Origin of the sequence: Clostridium sp. D53t1_180928_C8 (assembly GCF_015667795.1) — a bacterium.
In the GTDB taxonomy this organism is placed as follows: Bacteria; Bacillota; Clostridia; order Clostridiales; family Clostridiaceae; genus Clostridium.
In genome coordinates this window covers 12,733-33,917 of record NZ_JADPEL010000013.1, presented here as the reverse complement: position 1 = coordinate 33,917, position 21,185 = coordinate 12,733, and the positions used below count along the sequence as shown (strand labels likewise).

Sequence of the window (21,185 nt, the reverse complement as noted above, 5' to 3'; positions counted from 1 at the left end):
GTGTAAATGGAATAATTCCCTTTATTAATGAGTGTATGATATAATAAATTAGAAATCATACAAGATAAAGGAGTACTATAAAGATGGGATTATTTAATATGTTTAATAAGAGCAAGGATAAAAAGACACCAATGGTAGAGGAGTGCTTTAGCGAAACAGGAGATTTATTAGGTGAGATAATTGATTTAGCATCAAGATATACTGTTGATGATAATTTATTAGATAAATATAGTAAAGATGGATTAGAGATAATTCTTATTAATAAAGCAAGAGAAAGCCTAGAAGATGTATTAGTTAATGTAGGAAAGTCATTAGATGAGTATTATAATAATGAATATAATACTGTGAAAAACTCAACAAAAGAAAATAATAAATTTTCATATTCTTTAGATGCATTTGTAGCGCTTTTCAATAATTCTCTTGATTTATATTCAGAAAATGAAGAGGTAAGGGATAATCTAAATTCTTGTTATAAGGAATGTACTACTGAATTAAATAATATTAAAGAAATCTTAAGTGATGATAAGGCTATTCAAGATTTTACTGGAGTTATGCCAGTTGTAGAGGAAGTAGAGGAAGTAGAGGAAATTATAGAAGAAGCTGAAGTAACTAGAAAAGAAGATAAAACATCAGAAGAAAATGATAATGAAGAAAAGTCTATAATAATTGAAGATGACTGTAATAGTGATGTAGATGGAGACTTAATAATTAATACAGATAAAATGAAAGTTTATTTTATTAGAATGAGCCGTAATGAGGAAGATGAGATAAATTTAAACTTATGTATTGAAAATAAATCAGATAAAGAAGTTCTAGTTGAAGGTAAGGATATATCTGTAGATGGAAATGTAACAGAGCCAACATTTAGATGTAGTATATCTGCTAGAAGTAGAGTTTATGATAAGATGATATTTAAAAATGATATACAACAGTTAATTAATTTTGAAGGAACTTTTGTAATGATAGAAACTAACACAGAGAAAGTTATAGATGAAAGTAAAGTTTCTATGTTTAAAGAAGATTAAAAAAGAGAGCCTAAGGAAGGATTTTCTAAGGGCTCTCTTTTGTTTTAATATTAATCAGAAATGCTCTTATTAATTAATATATCCTAGATACTTATATAGAGTAATATTGGCAATAAGTGGACAAGGAAATACAGTAAATGTATAATATAGAAAAAAACATAATTGGAGCAATAAAATGATAAATAATATTGAAAAATACTATGTAAAAACAATTGGTGAATTACCTCGTGGGACTTTAAATAAAATAACAGATGTGAAAGGGGTAAGAGTTGGTCACTATACTGTAGATACTGAATCAAATAAGACTGGAGTTACTGTTATACTGCCTACTGAAGAAAATATCTTTATTAATAAATTAGTTGCAGCAACTTTTGTTTTAAATGGTTTTGGTAAAAGTCAAGGTCTTATACAAGTAGATGAACTTGGGAATATAGAAACACCTATTGCATTAACTAATACATTAAATGTTGGATTGGTTCATGATGGATTAGTAGAATATATGCTTAACATTTGTGATAAAGAAAATGTAGAAGTTAAATCTATAAATCCTATAGTATGCGAGTGTAATGATAGCACTCTTAATGATATTAAAAATAGGGTTATTAAAAAAGAGCATGTATTTGAGGCTATAAAAAATGCAAAAAAAGATTTTGAAGAAGGCGATGTAGGTGCAGGTAAAGGCACTATATGCTTTGGATTAAAGGGTGGAATAGGATCTTCATCAAGAATTATAAAAGTTAATAATAAAGAATACACCATAGGTGTTTTAGTTCAATCTAATTATGGGAAAACTTCAGATTTTATTATTAATGGAGAAAATTTTGGTAGAGAAATTGAAGAAAAAATAGAAGGAGCTATATTAGATAGAGGGTCTATCATTGTAGTTATTGCAACAGATTTACCAGTATCAGATAGGCAACTTAAAAGAATAATAAAGAGAGCTAGTGTTGGACTTGCCAGAACTGGGTCTATTATTGGACATGGGAGTGGAGAAATTTTTATAGGATTTACAACAGCAAATAAAATTTCTTATTTAGATAAAGAAGAAATAGTTAATCAAAAAATATTAAATGAAGCCATTATAGATAGAGCATTTAGAGCTGTTGCAGAGGCCACAGAAGAAGCAGTATTAAACTCCATGTTTAATGCTAATACTGTAACAGGATTTAATAATAAAACTAAATATAGTATAAAAGAATTTATTTAATTACATAAATAGGGGGAATAGTATATGAAGAATATAGGTTATTATAATGGTGAAGTTGGATTAATTGAAGAAATAAAAATACCAATGTTAGATAGGGGTATGTATTTTGGAGATGGGGTTTATGAAGCAACATTCGCTATAAATAATAAAATTTTTGCATTAGAAGACCATTTAGATAGATTATATAGCAGTGCAGCATTATTAGATATTAATATACCTAATACTAGAAAAGAAATAAGTGATTTGCTAGAAGAATTAACAAGTAAAGTTGATTCAAAAGTAAAGTTTATATATTGGCAAATAACAAGAGGAACAGCACCTCGTAAGCATATATATCCTAAGGAAATAAAGGGAAATCTTTATATAACAATAACTCCATTTAGTGATGTTAGAGTAGCAGATAAAAAACTTAAGCTTATAACAGTAGAAGATACTAGGTTTTTACACTGCAATATAAAAACATTAAATTTAGTTCCGAATATTATGGCATCACAAAAAGCAGAAGAGGCTGGCTGTGATGAGGCAATTTTCCATAGAGGTGATATAGTTACAGAAGCATCTCATAGTAATGTTCATATTATAAAAAATGGTGTTTTTAAAACTCATCCAACAGATAACCTAATATTACCAGGGATATCAAGAAAGCATATAATTGATATTTGTAGAGAAAATAATATAAAGGTTGATGAAACCCCATTTACAGTAAAAGAAATGATGGAGGCAGATGAAGTTATTGTAACTAGTTCAAGTAAATTAATAGTACCAGCCTGTGAGATTGATGGAGTATCAGTAGGAGGAAAAGCTACAGATATAGTAAGGCTTCTTCAAGAGGAATACTTTAAAAAAGTTGATTTAGAAACAAAATGAAATATAATTTAGTAAGTTTATAGTAATAAAATTTTTATTTATAAATTTAAAGCCTTGACAAGAATATAAATATATTGCTATAATTATTCCAAAATATGTAATAGCTTATTAAGAGTGGTGAAGGGACTGGCCCGATGAAACCCAGCAACCTGTTAAAAGTTACTAATTAGAAGTTAGTAGTGAGTAATTAGAGTGAAAGAAATTCTGTAGAGTTTAATCCATAATTATTAACTAGAAACTTTAAACTAATAACTATATTAACGTGGTGCTAATTCCAGCAGGATTTCCTGAGAAATAAGATAGTATGTTTGTTTAATTGAAAATTATTTTGAAATTAACACTTCTTATTTTTAAGAAGTGTTTTTTATTTATTTAAAAATAATAAAAGGAGGCAAAACTACAGAACATTTTAAATTGAAGTAATTTCCAAATTTTAATTTAGGAAATCATTTACGTAAATATCAGCAATAAGCATTAAAAACAAATAATATTGGGGAGATGATAAAATGTATAAAGAAGTAGAAAAAACTATTGGAAAAGTAAAATATCATCATAAATTAGTTGATGATACTGGAAATGTTCATCATCATAATAAAGCAAATGAAGTTAATGATTATATTACAGCAGTAGCTGAATATAGAAAGACATTTGCATCTAAGCAGGATGTAATAGAAAAAACTCCAGATCCAGCGGTTAAAGAGATGGTATTGCATTTAGATAAATTAGGGTGTGATACAGCCTTTGATAGGTTTGATAAACAGAAGCCACAATGTACTTTTGGGCTAGCTGGAGTGTGTTGCAAGATATGTAATATGGGGCCTTGTAAAATAACTACTAAAGCAACAAGAGGGGTTTGTGGGGCAGATGCAGATTTAATAGTATCAAGGAATATATTAAGAAGTCTTGCTGCAGGAGTAGCACAACATGGAGCTCATGCAAGAGAACTTATGTTATCATTAAAAGCTGTTGCAGAGGGAAACTTAAATATACCTATTTTAGGAGTTGATAAGTTAAAAGCTACAGCAACTCAATTTGGAATAGAAATAAAAGGTAGAGAAATAAATGAAATAGCATTAGAACTTTCAAATGTATTGTTAGAAGATTTATCTAGGGCAGTTCATGATGAATATAAGACAATAAAAGCATGTGCACCACCGGAAAGACAAAAAGTTTGGAAGGAGTTAGATATACTTCCTATAAGTGCTTATCATGAAGTTTTTGAATCTTATCATAAAAGTGGGGCAGCTGTTGACGGTGATTATAAAAGCATAATGCAGCAATTTTTAAGATGTGGATTAGTGTTTGTATTTACTGGAGTAGTAGCTTCATCAATAGTAACAGATTCTTTATTTGGAATTGGAGATAGAGCAACATGTAAAGTTAATGTAGGAGCATTAAAAGAGGGATATGTTAATATTGCAGTTCATGGACACTTGCCTACACTTGTCAGTGAAATAGTAAGAGTAGGAAGAAGTGAAGAATTTATTGGACTAGCTAAAAAGAGTGGAGCAAAGGGAATACAATTTTATGGAATATGCTGTTCTGGACTTTCAGCAATGTATAGATATAATGATGTAATACCACTTTCTAATGCTATTGGAGCAGAATTGGTACTTGGAACAGGAGCCTTAGATTTATGGGTTGCTGATGTACAAGATGTATTTCCATCAATTATGGACGTTGCTAAATGTTTTAAAACAACTGTAATAACAACATCAGATAGTGCAAGACTTCCAGGAGCAGAACACTATGGATATAATCATGAACATTCAAACTTTAATGAAACAGAAAGTTTAGCAAGAAAAATTGTAATGAGAGCAATAGAAAGTTTTGTAGAAAGGAAAGACATTCATGTATCTATACCTAAGTATGAAACAACTGCAGAAGTAGGCTTTTCAGTTGAATATGTAAATAAGAGATTTGGAGGGTTAAGGCCTATAGTAGAAGCGTTAAAAAGTGGTCAAATATTAGGCATAGTTAATTTAGTAGGATGTAATAATCCAAGAGTTATATATGAAAGAGCAATTCTAGATGTAGCAGAAACATTAATTAAGAATAATATTTTAGTACTTACTAATGGGTGTGCTTCATTTCCTTTATTAAAGCTTGGATTATGTAATATAGATGCATTAGATAAAACAGGAGAAGAATTAAGATCATTCTTGAAGCCAGATTTACCACCAGTATGGCATATGGGGGAATGTATAGATAATGCTAGGGCATCTGGATTATTTGCAGGAATAGCAAATACAGCTAATGAAAAAATAAAGGATATGCCATATGCATTAGCAAGTCCAGAGTGGTCTAACGAAAAGGGAATAGGTGCAGCATTAGGATTTAGATTGTTTGGAATAAATTCATATCATTGTGTTGAAGCTCCAATACAAGGATCAACTAATGTATTAAACTTTATGAAAACAGGAACTAAAGACATATTAGGATCAACTATGACAGTGGATATTAATCCAATAAGCTTAGCAAATAAAATAGTAGAGGATTTAAAAGAAAAACGAGAAAAATTAGGATGGAGTTGTAAGTAGGGAAGTTAAATAGTTAGGAGGGTGTATTGTACATCCTCTTAACTATTATTAGTTAAGTGTGATATAAGATTATCTTTAAATGAGGTCATATTTTCTTTATCATGATGAGTTAAACTTTTAATGTAAAATGTAGAAAGTTCTTTAAGTAGTTCAATAATCATAGATTTAACTTCATCATCCATAGTTTTTAATGCATTAAAAATGATAGGAATATTATTTTTCCAATTTTGAGATATTTCAATAAAGCTTTGAGATTTAGTACAAGTAAAAATATCAAATAAGTTATCTATAAATAATCTTCGTTTTTCATCACAAATATTACTTAACCAGTCATGTAAAGTATCACTAGTATATTTAGATCCATAAGAAATTTTCTCTAAATAATTAAAATCAGAATTAACTATTTCCCAGGAAAAAGGATCATGTTGTCTTAAACCACCAAATTTATTACTTTTTATTACATTATAATCTTCATGATTTTCAAGGAGCATGCCTATAATTGATGATTGAGGCAAAGTTTTATTTATTTTATCTTTTATTTCATTAAAAGCATCACTTTCTATTATTTCCTTTCTAAATCCAGGACCATCGTGACTAAATATTTTTTTTATCCGAGGTTTAATTCTATAATTACAATTCATAGCAGCATAAACGGCAATATTTCCACCTTTAGAATGTCCGCCTATATAAAGGTCATGAGGAATTAGGTTTGCAATAGTATTTACATATTCAGCTCCTTCATTGTGAGAAGGAACAGGAGTAGTGAAAGCTAAATTAAAATCCTCTTTCCATCCTACAATACTATAATCTGTACCACGAAATGCTATATAGGCAGTAGTATTATTTAATATAAAAGTAGTTGCAGAAAATTGTTTTTCAGAAATAGGATCAATTTTTGAAAGATGATAATTAATTCTTATATCTCTAAATCTAGGATTAGAAGATACATAAAAAAGTAGTTCTTTAGTAAGATTTCCATAAGGAATTGTATCAAACATTTTATGAAAAAACTCTGCTTTTAATAAATCCTTAAAACTTGCAGGAGCTCTATTTGAGTTTATACATCCTACCAAATTATCAAGTATTATATAGCTTATTTGAGAAAGAATTAATGAATCTACAACATTAAATTCTTTTTCATTCATAGAATTAAGTTCATTTTCAGCATAATTAATTATATTTTCCATATTAAACTCCCATAATAAAAAATTTTCTATTAATTATTGTTTTAACATAAATAATGAGAATGATACATTAAATTTATTTCCAATGATTTTGTTTAGAGTTATTTTAAATTAGTATATAATAAAAAATGAGAAAGAAAGGATGGTAAACATATGAAAAGTTTAGATTTTATTTATAACAGAAAAAGTATTAGAAAATTTAAGAGTGAAGAAGTATCAAGAGAAGATATTATTAAAATGTTAGATGCTGCAATACATGCACCATCACCAAAGAATCAGCAAACATGGCATTTTGTTGTAATTCAAAATAATGAATTAATTAGTAAAATAAGTGATATAGTAGAGAAAAATCATATTAATTTAGCAGAAATGGCTAAAGAAGAAAAGCAAAGAAAGTTAATGATGAATTTACTATCTTATTATACTTGCTTTAAAAATGCGCCAGTATTAGTAGTTGTATACTCAAAAGAGTATTATATGGTGGAGGAAACTATTCTTAAGGATAATAATGCAAGTGAAGAAGTGTTAAGTGAATTAAGATTCCCAAATTCAGCAGCTCAAGGTATAGGGGCAGCTGTAGAGAATTTCTTATTAGCAGCTACAGAGTTAGGGTACGGTACATGCTATATGACAGGACCTACTCATTCTAAAGTAGAAATTGAAGAGCTTATTAATTTTGAAAAAGAAGGATATAAGTTAATGTCAATGATAGCACTAGGTGTTGCGGAAGAAGATACTCCAAATTCACCACCACGTAAAACACTTGAAGAAGTTGTTACTTTTATAGATTAGTTTTATAAAACTTAAATAAAGGGGCTTGAGAATTTATGAGAGATTATATTAAAGAGAAGTTAGAAGAAAGAAATGAGAGAATAATTAATGCCATAATAAAAAAAGCTAATACTATTTGTCCGAAATCTATTGCATTCATAGGAATATATGGCTCCTTTTATAGTGGGGATATACATGAAAAATCAGATTTAGATTTATGTATTGTTATAAATGATGATGATGGATGGAAGATTTCAAAATGTTTTATCTTAGAGGATGTTGCATTTGATATTTATTGTACACCTTGGAGTTTACTTGAATATATGGCAGAGTATAAAGATCCTTATATTGCAAAGCTTTTAGATTTAAATATTGTATATGTTAATGATGAAAAATATTTAGATAGATATAAAAAATTAAGAGAAAAAGCTTTAGATAAATTAAATAGTGAATTTTCTAGTGAAGATAATGAAAAGGCAGAAGGTTTTGTAAATGACGCTCTTAAGGAATATGCAAATGTTATGATAAGTAGCGAGTATAGTGAGTGTAGGCATAAGGTTGCAGAAATGCTTTATTATATTGAACAAGCTATTTATATGTATAACAAAAAATATATATTAAGAGGTGTAAAGAGAATTCCAGAAGAGCTTGCTATGATGGACAAGTTACCTATAGAATTTAATACACTCTATAATAAATCAGTTAAAGTTGAGAGCTGTGAAGAAATTAAAAATATAGCAACAAAGTTAATGAAGTCAGTTAAAGAATTTTCAAAAGATATGAAATTAAAGATTACAGAAAAGAAGGAAATTGAAGCAGAGAATATTAGGGGATCTTATGAAGAAATCTATTCTAACTGGAAAAATAAGATGTATTATGCTGCAGAAAATAATGATACTTATTTATCTTTAATGACTGCTTCAAGCTGTCAGTCATTTTATGATGATATGTATAGTGAGTATAATATTGAAAAAGTTGATATTATGAAAAGTTTAGATACTAATTTAAAAGAAGCAGCAGTAGTTTTTGATAAGGCTATGGAAAAATATAAAAGGAATTATGATAAAGTAGGACTTACAGTTAATAAGTATAAAGATTTAGATGAGTTTGAAGAAAATTATTAGTAAGTTAGTAGATGCAGTTTATTAAAGTAAAAGGACACAATTAGCGTGTCCTATATATATATATATTAAATTATGAAATTTAAAATTATGGCTAAGACGCCACCGATAACTAATGAAACCGTGCTTAATCCTATGCTTACAGTAGTTTTTATATTACTAGTTTTATCTTTTTCTAGTTTAGTTACTTCAAGATTTGCATTAGCAATATATTGAGCATTATTTTGACCAAAGCCTTGCATAGATAATCCCATTGGATTTCCACCAAGAGATGAAAGAACTCCCACCATAATCAAGACTATACCTTCAATGAAAAGCACATCTTTTAATGTGTAATCTTTGAAATTTGTAATTATAAGTGCAACTCCAAATAATAATATAGCCCAAACTATTCCGAAAATAGCACATTTCCAAATAGGTTTTAATATACTTTTATCCATAGCTTTTTCCCCTTTTTATATGGAAATAAAGTTTTTATATACTTATTATATACTATTAAATACTACATATAAAGAATAAATTTCTAAATTATAAAATATTTTCCTGTAAAGTGGAGAGTAGGGATTCTAATTCATTTATAGTAATATATTAGTAGACTCCTATACAAATATATTACTTTTAAGGAACTTTATTATTGTATAAATAGTCTAATTTGTATGATAATGTAAAAGGAGTTGAGATTATTTTATGAAAAGACTTATTACTTATGGTATCTTTTCAATAATACTTATATTTAATTTAACGGGATGTATTAATATGAAATCATCAAAAGAGGATGTAACAATAAGAAAGTGTACTAGCATAGTAGAAGTGTCAAATGATAATATTAAAATGATAGCATATAATTGGTTAGATGAAACTAATAAAGAATCAATAATTAATATAGAAGAGGCAAAAGTAGAAGAAGTAATACGTGAAGAACAATATTTTGCTGAAGTAAATGAAGAAGAGATAGATTTTAAAGGTAAAATAGTTTATAAAGTAACTTTCAATACGGTATGTGATGAGATATTAGGACCAATAGCAATTTATATTGATAAGGATAATCTTAATGTAGTTGGTATGGATATTAGAAAATAATTAATAAAGGGTGAAAGAAATAATGAAAATTAATAGAATTGAGGTCAAAGAAGCATTTGATAATTATGTAGAAAATTATGATAGCAGTGATGAAAAAATAAAGTTAAAGATAGAGCATACATATCGTGTAAGTGAGTTGTGTGAAAGAATAGCTAAAAGTATAAATATGAGTAATGAAGATATTGAGATTGCTTGGATTATAGGAATGCTTCATGATGTAGGTAGATTTGAGCAAGTGAAAAGATACGAAACTTTTAATGATTTTAAATCAGTTGACCATGCTAAGTTAGGTGTAGAAATATTATTTAAAGATGGGAAGATAAGAGAATTTATTGATGATTTAAGTAAATACGATTTAATTAAAAATGTAATTGAAAATCATAATGCATATAAGATAGCAGAAGATATTTCGGAAGAAAGTAAAACTTTTTGTAATATATTAAGAGATGCAGATAAAATAGATATTCTTAAAGTAAATACTATTGTTCCATTAGAAGAAATTTATAATGTAACAACAGATGAGATATATAATTCAGAAGTTACAAAGGAAGTATTAGAAAACTTTAAAAGAAAAGATACAATTTTAAGAACTTTAAAAAGGACGGCTGTAGATAATATAGTAGGGCATATATCTCTATTATTTGGACTTGTTTATGATGAAAGTATAAAAATAGTAAAAGAACAACAATATTTAAAACAAATTTTAGAGTTTAAATCTAAAAATGAGTATACTAACGAGCAGTTTGAGGAAATTAGAGAAATTACTAATAGGTATATGGATGAAAGAGTTTGTAATATGACCTTGTAAAAATTCACATAAATATTAAAAATAGTGGAAATACAAGGAATGAAAGATATATTATTTATATAAGAAGTAAAAAAGAACTTAGATAGTGTATTAAGTATTAATGAATTGTATATACAAAGATGTTTAACGAAAAGAGGAGAGGGAAAATGGGATATGTAGCAAGTAGTAAAAGATATGAAGACATGAAGTATAACAGATGTGGCAAAAGTGGATTGAAGCTTCCAGAAGTATCATTAGGATTATGGCACAATTTTGGAGATACAGCAGTTTATGAAAATATGAGACAATTATGCTTTACGGCATTTGATAATGGAATTACTCATTTTGATTTAGCAAATAATTATGGACCTGCTCCAGGAAGTGCAGAAAAGAATTTTGGGAAAATTCTAAAAGAGGATTTAGGTGCATATAGGGACGAAATTATAATAAGTACTAAAGCAGGTTATGATATGTGGGAAGGTCCTTATGGCGATTGGGGAAGCAGAAAATATTTACTTGCAAGTTTAGATCAAAGTTTAAAACGTATGGGACTTGAGTATGTTGATATTTTTTATCATCATCGTATGGATCCAGAAACACCCTTAGAAGAAACAATGGGTGCACTTGATCAAGCAGTAAAAAGTGGAAAAGCTTTATATGTAGGTCTTTCTAATTATGATGGGGAAACAATGCAAAAGGCATGCAGAATTTTAGCAGACTTAAGGTGTCCATTTATAATAAATCAAAATTCTTATAATATTTTTAATAGAAATATAGAAAATAATGGACTAAAGAAAATGGCGGAAGAAGAAGGAAAAGGAATTATATCATTTAGCCCTCTCGCACAAGGAATATTAACAAACAGATATTTAAATGGAATTCCAGCAGATAGTAGAATTGTTACAGATGGAAGATTCTTAAATAAGGAAAATGTTAATGAAAATAGTGTAAAACGTATTTATGAATTAAATGAACTTGCTAAAATGAGGGGTGAAAGTCTTGCACAAATGGCATTAAAATGGGTGTTAAAAGATAATGTAGTAACAAGTGTATTAATTGGAGCGTCTAAAGTAGAGCAAATTTTAGATAATATAAAGGTTATTAATAGCACTGGTTTTACTGAAGAAGAATTAAGAAAAATAGATGAAATATCATTAGGTATATAAATTATATAATTAAAAAAATAGCAGTTGTAAGGTAATCTTACAACTGCTATTTTAATTTATTTAATATAAAAATATACTGAATTAATAAGTAGTTATAATAAATCTTTCTAATGAAGATCTATCCTCGACTACTTCACTTAGACTTATTCCTAAACTGTTTTCTAAATTTTCTCTTGTAAATGTAGTAACTGTTCCACCCTCTATATTAGGGCTTTTTATATAGAAATTTACTTTATCAAGATTATCTACTAAAGCTAGTATAATAGCAGCATTAGCTTTCATTACAAAAGGCAAAGAACATGATGTTACAGAACCATCTTCAAATTTTATAGATATATCTTCAAACTGATTATAATTTATAGTGATTTCATGTGGTTCAGATTTTGTTTGTAATTCAAACCCTTTATTATATGTATTACCAGGTAAGTTTGAGATAATATTTCCTAGTGCAGAATTATCACCAGCTTTAGACCCTTTATATTCTAATAATTTATTTAAATTTACATTTGATTCATTAGATGAGTCATTTGAAGGGGGAGATTGAGAGCATCCAGCTATTATTGATAATAATAACAAGAGCAATACTATGATTAGTTTCTTTATTTTCATGATTTTTATTCCTTTCTATATATTAAATTAAAAAGTAATTTAATATTATTATGTACTAAATTAAAATAAAAATATTAGGATTTAAAAAATACAATTATACCATCAAGTATGTTTTATTAACTACTTTATAACAACAAGTATATTTTATGAATATATAATTGTAAATATGTAGAGTTTAAGTAAGGAGGAAATTAAGATATAAATACTTATTAATGATGTAAGGAATATTATGTGATTAATATAATATAACTTATATAGGGATGAATAATTTAACTTCAAGATATCATTTGTTTTTATGATATAAATATTATCTTAGGGGGAATAAGATGAAAAACAAATTAAATCTTAAGAAAAGCTTAGCTACCATTTTAGTGTCGTTGTTTTGTATCAGCCTTTTACCTACTAATATTTTAGTTAGTGCAGAAGAAGTTACAGAAGAAAATAATGTTGAGTTAAAAGAAAATAAAAAGGTTAATGTTCACATTCTTGCAACTACAGATTTACATGGAAGATTTACAAATTATGAGTATGCAAGAGATTTACAATCTGATGGTGGATTAACTCAAATATCTACTTTAATTAAAGAAAATAGAAATGGAAATACAGTAATAATTGATAATGGTGATACTACTCAAGGAAATTATAATCATTTATTTTTAAATGATGATATGTCTCCAATGATACTAGGGTTAAATGAAATTGGATATGATGTATTTAACTTAGGTAATCATGAATTTAATTTTGGAATGAATAAATTAAATGATTTTATAAATCAAACAAATGATAACTTAAATGTTTTATGTGCTAATCTTTATAAGGATGGAAATAGAGTATTAAATCCTTATATGATTAAGACTTTAGAAAATGGAGTTAAAGTTGCAGTAATAGGTGTAGTTTCTCCTTGGATAACAAAGTGGGATGCTGCAAACTTAGTAGGATATGAAGCAAAAAATCCTACAGAAGAGGTTACTAAAGTTATAGCTGAAATTAAGGTAGCTGGGGGAGCAGATCTTTATATAGTTTCAGCACATGTTGGTTTAACTTCAGAATATGGTGGTGGAGATAGTGCTACTGACATAGCTAATGCTAATCCAGAAGTTTCTGCAATAGTTATGGGACATAGCCATGAAAAGAAAGCTGGAATAAAAGTTAATAATGCTATAGTTGTACAACCAGGAAATAATGGGGCAGACTTAGGTAAGATAGATATAACTTTAGAAAAGACTGAAGAAGGATACAAGGTTATAGAAAGTTCAAGTTCTAATTTATCGACTAAAGGTATTAGTGTTGATGGGGATTTACAAGGAAAGCTTTCTAGTTATCACAGTAGAGCAATTGAAGATGCAAGAGGTGTAATAGGAACATTAGATAAATCATTGGCAGATGAAAATGAAGTTAAGGGAATTCCACAATCTTTAGTAGAAGACCAAGGTGTAACTGATTTTGTTAATGAAGTTCAATTATATAATAGTGCTAAATATCTTGAAGGCTTAGGTATTGAATCAAACTCTGGATACAGCGTATCAGGTGCTGCGCTATTTGATGCTAATTCTAATATGTTTGCTGGAGATATAACAAAGGCAGCTGTATCTAATATTTATAAATATGATAATAAACTTTATATAATAAAAACTAATGGTAAGCAATTAAAAAGATATATGGAGTGGACAGCTTCTATATATAATCAATTTAAAACTGGAGATTTAACAGTATCTCTTAATGAAGATATAAGATTATATCAATATGATATGTTTGATGGAATAACTTACGATATTAATATTTCAAAGCCAGCTGGTGAAAGAATTGAAAATCTTTATTTTGAAAAGGATGGTAAGGAAGTTTCAGATGAAGATGTAGTTTATCTTGCAGTTAATAACTATAGATATGATTCTATACTAAATTCTTCAAGTAATCCTGTATTTGAACCAGGGACTCATAAGAAAATTTATGATAGTGGTGCTGATGAAGTATCAGATATGAGAGATTTAATCATTGAATATATTACAAATGTTAAGAATGGAAAAATAACAAGAAATGTAGATAACAATTGGAAGTTAACAGGTATTAACTATAATGAAACCTTAAGAGCAGAAGCTGTTAGACTTGTTAATGAAGGTATATTAGAACTTCCTTCATCAGAAGATGGAAGAACTCCTAATGTTAAGAGCTTAACTTGGAATGATGTATTAAAAGCTTTAGATACAACTAGAATTGAATTTATGAGCTTTAATGATTTACATGGAAATGTAGAAGAAAGCGGTAAAAATATTGGTGTTGCTAAATTAGCTACACTATTAAAAGAAAGAAAAAATATAAAAGGTTCTAACTATGAAGCTTTTGCTGTAGCAGCTGGTGATTTATATCAAGGTACTGCAATATCTAATTTAACTTATGGTAAGCCAGTTTCAGAGTTCTTTGCTAATGTAGGATTAACTGCATCAGCTTTAGGAAATCATGAGTTTGACTGGGGAACAGATAAGATTATAAATTGGGGAAAAGAAGGAAACTTCCCATTCTTAGCAGCAAACATTGTAGATAAAGCTACTGGAAAACCTGTTGATTTTGCAGATCCATATTTAATTGTTGAAAGTAATGGATTAAAGGTAGGAATAATAGGTATAACTACAGAAGAAACAGCATATAAAACTAAGCCTGAGAATGTTAAGGATCTTGCTTTCTTAGCACCAGCAGAGGTTGTTAATAAATATGCTAAAGAATTAAAGGAAGAAAAGAGTGTTAATGCAGTAGTTGTATTATCTCATTTAGGTGCAACTCAAAATAGAACTACAGGTGAAATTACAGGAGAAACAGCAGATTTAGCTAAGGTTGTTAAAAATGTTGATGCTATAATAGGTGGTCATGATCATCAATTTACAAGTGGAACAGTTAACAATATTCCAATAGTTGAAGCTGGATATAATGGAAGAGGATTATCAGTTTTATCTTTTGATTTTGATAAGGAAGGAAATTTAGTTTCTGTAACTCCAAATACAGAAGAGGTTTATAAGAGAAGTGCAAGTATAGTTGCTGATGCAGATGTGGCAGCTTTAGTTGCAAAGAATAAAGAAGAATTATCACCAATATTAGATGAGAAGGTAACAGTTTTAGATAAAGATTTAGATTATAATTCAAGAGAAGGCTTACAACCATTAGGTATAGTTGTTGCAGAAACAATGAGAATTTTAGCTGATGCTGATATTTGTATTACTAATGGTGGTGGAATTAGAACTCCATTAACTGCTGGAGATATAACAGTAGGAGATATGTATACTATATTACCTTTTGATAATACATTATTTACAATGGAACTTAAGGGTTCAGATATAGTTAAGGCTATTGAACATGGAATTATGCCAGATAATATGGGATGGGGTCAATTCTCAGGTATAAAGGTTTGGTATGATAAAGATGCAGTAGCAGGGGAAAGAGTAACTTCAATAAGACTTGAAGATGGAACTAAATTAGATATGGATAAGTATTATAAGGTTGTTGTAAATGACTTTATGGCAACAGGTGGAGATGGATATGATTTCTCTAATGCAAAAGATATGTATGATACCAATATTGTTATGAGAGATGGTATTATGGAATATTGGAGAAAGAATGGAATAGATACTAATGTAGAAGAGTTATTAGTAGCAGGAAAAGATACTAATATTGATAAGGATGAAGATATAGATAAGCCTAGTGATGGTAATGGCGGAAGTTCAACAACTAAGCCTACTAAACCTACAGCTAAGCCAAATGGAGGTAAATTACCACAAACAGGTGGAGTTGATTCAATTATTGCAGTTTTATTTGGAGTATTAGTAGCAAGTAGTGGATATTTATTAATAAAGAAAAAGAGAAATGATATAGCATAATTTAAGAGGAAGAATGGTAGCATCCCAGGATGTAAATCATATATTATAAATAAAAAGTAGTTGCAAATCTTATTTTTGCAACTACTTTATTTGGGATTTATTGGAATCACCTTCTTTTAGGGCTAATAATAATTTATTCAATTAAAATTCTACTATCACTATCTGCAGTTAAATCTTTTTTAGGTAACTCAATAGTTAAAACTCCATTATCAAATTTAGCTTTAATTAAGTTCTTATTAACATTATTTATATAAAATCCCCTAGAAACTGATCCATAACTTCTTTCACGTCTAATATAGTTATCCTTCTTTTCTTCATTTTCATAATTTCTATTAGCAGAAATATTTAAATAGTTATTACTATAATCAATATTTATATCTTCCTTATTAATTCCTGGTAATTCAGCATGAACAATATATTTTTCAGGTGTTTCCTTTATATCAGTTTTAAAGTTTTCACTTGAATTAAATGATGATAACATGTTGTCATTAAAGAAATCATTGAACATGTCATTAATGCTTAATCCTCTATTATTTTCTCCATTATTAAATTTGAAAGGTACTAAACCAAACATACAAAGACCTCCTTTAAATGAAATTTAAAATTTTAATGTAGTTAGTTGAATTTATCATACTAAGGATAGTGGGTAATAAATTATCTTTAACTAACTTTAAATGTTATTTAGAGAAGCATTGTTTTTATTTACCTCTCTTATTTCTTTGTACAGTTATATTATATGTTCAAGGTCAAAGAAAGTCAAAGTCATAAGAGTGAGAATAATCGGTTATAAGTGAGAAAATAAAAGAGAGAATTTGATAAAAATTAATTTCAAAAAATTTTAACAAAATTTAAGTATTAAAAAGCAGATATGAAGATAACCAGAAGTGAGTTTTATAAAATATAACTTTTAATATTCTAAAAATAAATGGGAAAAATAAAAATGTAAATTAATGGGTTGATATTGTAGGTATAAATATATAGTGTTAACCATTATTTAACAAAAAACACTAATTTCTTAATATTGATTTAAAGAAACTCCTTTATAGTAAATAATGTAAGATATGTAAAAGATACATAGGGAGGATGAATTAATGAGTAAAAGAATAAAGGGGATAATTGCTGCCTTTTTAGTAGTAGCAGGAGTTACCACTAATATACATGCATCAAGAAGTAATGTAGTATATGCAAATGAAAAAGGAAAAGCTAAAAATGTAATTATGCTTATAGCTGATGGTATGAGTACAGAAGGAATCACATTAGCAAGACAAACAAAAGGTGGAAATTTAGCTATGGATGAAATTTCTGTAGGAAGTGTAATTACAAGTTGGGCAAATGGGCCAATAACTGACTCTGCACCAGGAGGAACAGTATATGCAGCTGGTGAAAAGACTAATAATAAGTATATAGGAACATCAGTTAATGATACTCCAATGGCTAGCATTGTAGAAGGTGCAGAAAGTGTTGGAAAAGCAACAGGAATAATAGCAACTAGTGAAATAACTCATGCAACTCCAGCTGATTTTACAGCACATACTAATAATAGAAAGCATTATAATCAAATACTACAACAACAAATTAATCAAGATATGGAAGTTGTTTTAGGTGGTGGATTCAATAAAGCAAGCGGATTTACATCAGAAGTTTCAACTGATGAGTTTACAGCTTATTATGAGGATCAAGTAAATAATATTAAAGAAGAAGGCTTTGATTTTATCACTACTAAAGATGAATTAGATAATTATGATGGTAATAAATTATGGGGAAGCTTCGCAGATGCAGATTTAAAATATGATTTTGATAGACAAAGTGATAATGATAATGTTCAGCCTTCATTAGCAGAAATGACTGATAAGGCTATTGAAGTTTTAAATAAAGATGAAGATGGATTCTTCTTAATGGTAGAAGGAAGTAAAGTTGACTGGGCGGCTCATGCTAATAATACTGTAGGAATAGTATCAGACATATTAGCTTTTGATGAAGCCGTTGAAGCAGCAGTTAATTTTGCAAAAGAAGATGGAAATACGGTAGTTGTTGTAACAACAGACCATGGTAATAGTGGTATAACTATTGGAAGTAACTATTATAACGATAATATTGGATCATATGATAAAGCGACATATGCAAATACTACTTACTTATTAAAAAATGCAACAATTACTGAAGAGCGATTTGATGAAATTTCATCTGGAAAGAGTGATGCAGAAATAAAAGCATTAGCATTAGAATACTATGGAATAGACTTAACTGCTGAAGAGCTAGCTATAGTAAAGGGAGAACAAGGTGAAGGCAGGCAAGTAGGAATAAGAGAAGTAATTGCTAGAAGAGTAGGAATTGGTTATACAACTGGTGGTCATACAGGAGAACAAATTTATCTTGGGGTATATGCACCATCTGATGTAGAACTTTTAGAAGGTGTTGTTGATAATACAGAAGTAAATAAATATATGCAAAGGGTTTTATTTGGTGAAGAAATATTAAGTAATTATACAAAGAAAGTTTATCAAGATGGTGAATCTGTATTAGGTAAAATTGAAGGAACAATTACTTCTGTAGATGAAAGTGTTAAATATTCACCAAAACTTACAATAGAAAGATTAGGAAATACTATTGAAGTAGATATATACACTAATAATTATAGAATTAATGGTGAAGAAAAAGAATTAAAAACTGTAGTTCCATATATAGATGGTAAGTACTTTATTCCTCAAGAATTAATAGATATAGTTTCTGGATTAAAGGAAAATAACATACCTAAGAAAGATATAGAAATTATAGAAGAAAATATTGTAGATGTAGATGTTATTAAAGAAGTAACTGAGGATATTAAAGATAAAGAAGATATTACTGAATCAACTGAAGATAACTCTAAAGATGATAAAGATTCAGTAAATAATAAGGATGCTGTTAAAGAGGAAAATGAATTTAGGGAAGAAGTTAATGCTGAAGAAGTAGGAGGAGCAAACTAATGATTTCAAAGAAGACAAGAAATACATTAATTTCAAGAGCAGGAGTTTTATTATTAGGATGTACACTTATATTTGGATTAAGTAATCCTTCTACTACTAAAGCAGATGACAAAAAGGTTAAGAAGGTTATTTACTTAATTGCAGATGGAATGAGCGATGGAATTCTTACTGCAGCAAAATATTATAATGATATTCAAGATGGAACTTTAGGTAATGATAAATTAGCTATGGACGATATTAGAAGTGGATTTGTTAAAACTGCATGGGCAAATGGTCCAATTACAGATTCAGCACCAGCAGGAACAGCATTATCATCGGGTTATAAAGCTAATCCAGGAGTTGTAGGGTTAAATACAGAAGGTCAACCAAAAGCAACAATATTAGAAGCAGCAGAATTAAATGGATTGGCTACAGGAATAATTGCAACTTCAGAAATTACACATGCAACACCAGCAGCTTTCTCATCACACGTTGAAAGTAGACAGGATTATAATTCTATTATGAAGCAGCAAGTATATAAAGATATGGAAGTTGTATTAGGTGGAGGAAGTGTATTCTTTGAAGCTACTGGTGGTGGAAAAAGAGATGATGGTAAAGATTTAACAGAGGATATTAAGGCTTTAGGGTATGACTATGTTACAAATAAGTCAGAAATGAATGAAAGTGATAGTGATAAGCTTTGGGGATTATTTGCAGAAAGAGATTTAGCTTATGATTTTGACAGAGTTGCTGAAGGTAATGAAGAAGAGCCAAGCTTAGCAGAAATGACTGAAAAAGCTATTGAAGTTTTAGAAAAAGATGAAGAAGGATTCATCTTAATGGTAGAAGGAAGTAAAATTGACTGGGCTGCTCATGCTAATGATCCAGCAGGAACAATTGGAGATATTTTAGCTTTTGATGATGCAATTAAAGTTGCATTAGATTATGCAAAAGAAAATCAAGATACTATTGTTGTAGTTACAACAGACCATGCAAATAGTGGATTTAGTATAGGTAATGAAAGTACAACAAGTGGGTATGATGATTTAACATTTGAAGAATCAATAATGCAAATTAAAGATTTTAAGTTAAGTGCAGAAAAGTTTACTGCCTTAGTAGAAGGAAAGTCTGATGAGGAAGTTAAAGCATTAATAAAAGAATATTATGGTTATTCAGATATTACTGCTGAAGAGCTTGAATATGCAAAGACAGGAAAAATAAATGAAGTAATGAAGATTCGTGCTAAGCTTGGTTATACTACAGGGGGACATACAGGAGGAGATGTTTACTTAGGTGTTTATGCTCCAGCAGGTGTTGAAAAGCTAAGAGGTACAGTTGATAATACAGAATTACCTAAGTATATGGCAAGTAATTTAGGATTAAACTTAGATTCTGCAAGTGAAACTTTATATCAAGATATAAAATCTAAATTAGAAGTAGAAGGTGCAACATTTGAAGTTAATACTGATGATGTTGAAAATCCATATTTCTTAATTGCAAAAGAAGATAAAACTTTAAAGGTAATTGCCAATAGCAACATAGTGGAAGTGTCTGTAGCAGGAGAAAAGATTGAAGATAAAGAGTTATCATCAGTTTCAATTTTAGCAGGTGATGTTGCATATGGTAATGGAGATGAAATAATAGAAATATTAAATGAAGAGGTTTCTGATGATACTGTAGGTGATGATGTAGATGGAGACAATAATGGAAGTGATTCAGGTTCAGGATCTACAGGAAATTCAGGAACAAATAAACCTTCAACTAAGCCAAATTGTTCTAAATTACCTGAAACTGGTGCTGTTGTAGGAAGTGGAATAGTAGCATTATTAGGTGTAGGTTCTATAGTAGCAGGTATGTTTACTTCTAAGAAGAAGAAAAAGTAAGTTTAGGGTTTTAAATTAAAATAGTAGTTAGATATGTAAAGTGTATCTAACTACTATTTTTTTATAATTATTATAAATAAGTTCTTTGAAGAGGTTATAAATTATTATGTAAAAATACTTGACTTAGAGCTAGCTAC

At 28.7% G+C, this 21,185-nt stretch carries 16 protein-coding genes and 1 riboswitch; of the genes, 12 read left to right on the top strand and 4 right to left on the bottom strand.

Annotated elements, in window-relative coordinates:
- Positions 1-83 precede the first annotated feature (83 nt).
- The 4 genes from I4V51_RS10400 to cooS all read left to right on the top strand — a co-directional run bounded on the left by I4V51_RS10400 (position 84) and on the right by cooS (position 5,639).
- Entirely contained in the window at positions 84-1,025 is a 942-nt protein-coding gene (locus I4V51_RS10400) for a hypothetical protein (RefSeq protein WP_195988372.1), read from the top strand.
- A 175-nt stretch (positions 1,026-1,200) separates the two neighbouring features.
- Positions 1,201-2,232 (top strand): P1 family peptidase, encoded by a 1,032-nt coding sequence (locus tag I4V51_RS10395; RefSeq protein ID WP_195988371.1) that lies wholly within the window; start codon positions 1,201-1,203, stop codon positions 2,230-2,232.
- Positions 2,233-2,256: 24 nt separating this feature from the next.
- A complete protein-coding gene (locus I4V51_RS10390) occupies positions 2,257-3,099 on the top strand; it encodes a D-amino acid aminotransferase (RefSeq protein WP_195988370.1) in 843 nt (280 codons plus the stop codon).
- 102 nt (positions 3,100-3,201) lie between these two features.
- Positions 3,202-3,400, top strand: a riboswitch (SAM riboswitch).
- A gap of 205 nt (positions 3,401-3,605) precedes the next feature.
- Positions 3,606-5,639, top strand: coding sequence for an anaerobic carbon-monoxide dehydrogenase catalytic subunit (cooS, locus tag I4V51_RS10385; protein WP_195988369.1), 2,034 nt, complete (start codon positions 3,606-3,608; stop codon positions 5,637-5,639).
- 38 nt (positions 5,640-5,677) lie between these two features.
- On the opposite strand, the gene I4V51_RS10380 is transcribed toward cooS, so the two are convergent.
- Complete coding sequence (locus I4V51_RS10380) at positions 5,678-6,826, bottom strand: DUF2974 domain-containing protein (RefSeq protein ID WP_195988368.1); 1,149 nt, start codon at positions 6,824-6,826, stop codon at positions 5,678-5,680.
- 150 nt (positions 6,827-6,976) lie between these two features.
- On the opposite strand from I4V51_RS10380, the gene I4V51_RS10375 reads away from it, so the two are divergent.
- Together I4V51_RS10375 and I4V51_RS10370 are read left to right on the top strand one after the other, a co-directional pair.
- Complete coding sequence (locus tag I4V51_RS10375) at positions 6,977-7,615, top strand: nitroreductase family protein (protein ID WP_195988367.1); 639 nt, start codon at positions 6,977-6,979, stop codon at positions 7,613-7,615.
- Between the two features lie 35 nt (positions 7,616-7,650).
- On the top strand, positions 7,651-8,718 hold the full coding sequence (locus tag I4V51_RS10370; RefSeq protein WP_195988366.1) for a nucleotidyltransferase domain-containing protein: 1,068 nt from the start codon (positions 7,651-7,653) through the stop codon (positions 8,716-8,718).
- Between the two features lie 65 nt (positions 8,719-8,783).
- On the opposite strand, the gene I4V51_RS10365 is transcribed toward I4V51_RS10370, so the two are convergent.
- Positions 8,784-9,155, bottom strand: a complete 372-nt coding sequence (locus I4V51_RS10365; RefSeq protein WP_195988365.1) for a hypothetical protein — start codon at positions 9,153-9,155, stop codon at positions 8,784-8,786.
- Positions 9,156-9,402: 247 nt separating this feature from the next.
- Here I4V51_RS10365 and I4V51_RS10360 point away from each other — a divergent pair, with 247 nt between their 5' ends.
- The 3 genes from I4V51_RS10360 (at position 9,403) to mgrA (ending at position 11,748) form a co-directional block, all read left to right on the top strand.
- Positions 9,403-9,795, top strand: coding sequence for a hypothetical protein (locus I4V51_RS10360; RefSeq protein WP_195988364.1), 393 nt, complete (start codon positions 9,403-9,405; stop codon positions 9,793-9,795).
- A gap of 22 nt (positions 9,796-9,817) precedes the next feature.
- Positions 9,818-10,603 (top strand): HD domain-containing protein, encoded by a 786-nt coding sequence (locus I4V51_RS10355; RefSeq protein ID WP_195988363.1) that lies wholly within the window; start codon positions 9,818-9,820, stop codon positions 10,601-10,603.
- Positions 10,604-10,749: 146 nt separating this feature from the next.
- A complete protein-coding gene (gene mgrA, locus I4V51_RS10350; protein ID WP_195988362.1) occupies positions 10,750-11,748 on the top strand; it encodes an L-glyceraldehyde 3-phosphate reductase in 999 nt (332 codons plus the stop codon).
- Between the two features lie 81 nt (positions 11,749-11,829).
- On the opposite strand, the gene I4V51_RS10345 is transcribed toward mgrA, so the two are convergent.
- The gene (locus I4V51_RS10345; protein ID WP_207745942.1) at positions 11,830-12,357 is read right to left on the bottom strand and encodes a DUF4825 domain-containing protein; all 528 of its coding nucleotides are present in this window, start codon (positions 12,355-12,357) and stop codon (positions 11,830-11,832) included.
- A 326-nt stretch (positions 12,358-12,683) separates the two neighbouring features.
- Here I4V51_RS10345 and I4V51_RS10340 point away from each other — a divergent pair, with 326 nt between their 5' ends.
- A complete protein-coding gene (locus tag I4V51_RS10340; protein WP_195988361.1) occupies positions 12,684-16,220 on the top strand; it encodes a 5'-nucleotidase C-terminal domain-containing protein in 3,537 nt (1,178 codons plus the stop codon).
- Between the two features lie 133 nt (positions 16,221-16,353).
- On the opposite strand, the gene I4V51_RS10335 is transcribed toward I4V51_RS10340, so the two are convergent.
- A complete protein-coding gene (locus tag I4V51_RS10335; RefSeq protein WP_195988360.1) occupies positions 16,354-16,794 on the bottom strand; it encodes an Hsp20/alpha crystallin family protein in 441 nt (146 codons plus the stop codon).
- A gap of 517 nt (positions 16,795-17,311) precedes the next feature.
- Here I4V51_RS10335 and I4V51_RS10330 point away from each other — a divergent pair.
- On the top strand, positions 17,312-19,186 hold the full coding sequence (locus tag I4V51_RS10330) for an alkaline phosphatase (protein WP_195988359.1): 1,875 nt from the start codon (positions 17,312-17,314) through the stop codon (positions 19,184-19,186).
- Positions 19,186-21,048: an alkaline phosphatase gene (locus I4V51_RS10325; protein WP_195988358.1), complete on the top strand. Its 1,863-nt coding sequence runs from the start codon at positions 19,186-19,188 to the stop codon at positions 21,046-21,048. Before I4V51_RS10330 ends, I4V51_RS10325 begins: the two co-directional genes overlap by 1 nt.
- Positions 21,049-21,185: the final 137 nt, after the last annotated feature.

Coding starts and splice junctions, on each gene's coding strand:
- I4V51_RS10400 (WP_195988372.1), top strand. CDS start 84: ATGGGATTATTTAATATGTTTAATAAGAGCAAGGATAAAAAGACACCA.
- I4V51_RS10395 (WP_195988371.1), top strand. CDS start 1,201: ATGATAAATAATATTGAAAAATACTATGTAAAAACAATTGGTGAATTA.
- I4V51_RS10390 (WP_195988370.1), top strand. CDS start 2,257: ATGAAGAATATAGGTTATTATAATGGTGAAGTTGGATTAATTGAAGAA.
- cooS (WP_195988369.1), top strand. CDS start 3,606: ATGTATAAAGAAGTAGAAAAAACTATTGGAAAAGTAAAATATCATCAT.
- I4V51_RS10380 (WP_195988368.1), bottom strand. CDS start 6,826: ATGGAAAATATAATTAATTATGCTGAAAATGAACTTAATTCTATGAAT.
- I4V51_RS10375 (WP_195988367.1), top strand. CDS start 6,977: ATGAAAAGTTTAGATTTTATTTATAACAGAAAAAGTATTAGAAAATTT.
- I4V51_RS10370 (WP_195988366.1), top strand. CDS start 7,651: ATGAGAGATTATATTAAAGAGAAGTTAGAAGAAAGAAATGAGAGAATA.
- I4V51_RS10365 (WP_195988365.1), bottom strand. CDS start 9,155: ATGGATAAAAGTATATTAAAACCTATTTGGAAATGTGCTATTTTCGGA.
- I4V51_RS10360 (WP_195988364.1), top strand. CDS start 9,403: ATGAAAAGACTTATTACTTATGGTATCTTTTCAATAATACTTATATTT.
- I4V51_RS10355 (WP_195988363.1), top strand. CDS start 9,818: ATGAAAATTAATAGAATTGAGGTCAAAGAAGCATTTGATAATTATGTA.
- mgrA (WP_195988362.1), top strand. CDS start 10,750: ATGGGATATGTAGCAAGTAGTAAAAGATATGAAGACATGAAGTATAAC.
- I4V51_RS10345 (WP_207745942.1), bottom strand. CDS start 12,357: ATGAAAATAAAGAAACTAATCATAGTATTGCTCTTGTTATTATTATCA.
- I4V51_RS10340 (WP_195988361.1), top strand. CDS start 12,684: ATGAAAAACAAATTAAATCTTAAGAAAAGCTTAGCTACCATTTTAGTG.
- I4V51_RS10335 (WP_195988360.1), bottom strand. CDS start 16,794: ATGTTTGGTTTAGTACCTTTCAAATTTAATAATGGAGAAAATAATAGA.
- I4V51_RS10330 (WP_195988359.1), top strand. CDS start 17,312: ATGAGTAAAAGAATAAAGGGGATAATTGCTGCCTTTTTAGTAGTAGCA.
- I4V51_RS10325 (WP_195988358.1), top strand. CDS start 19,186: ATGATTTCAAAGAAGACAAGAAATACATTAATTTCAAGAGCAGGAGTT.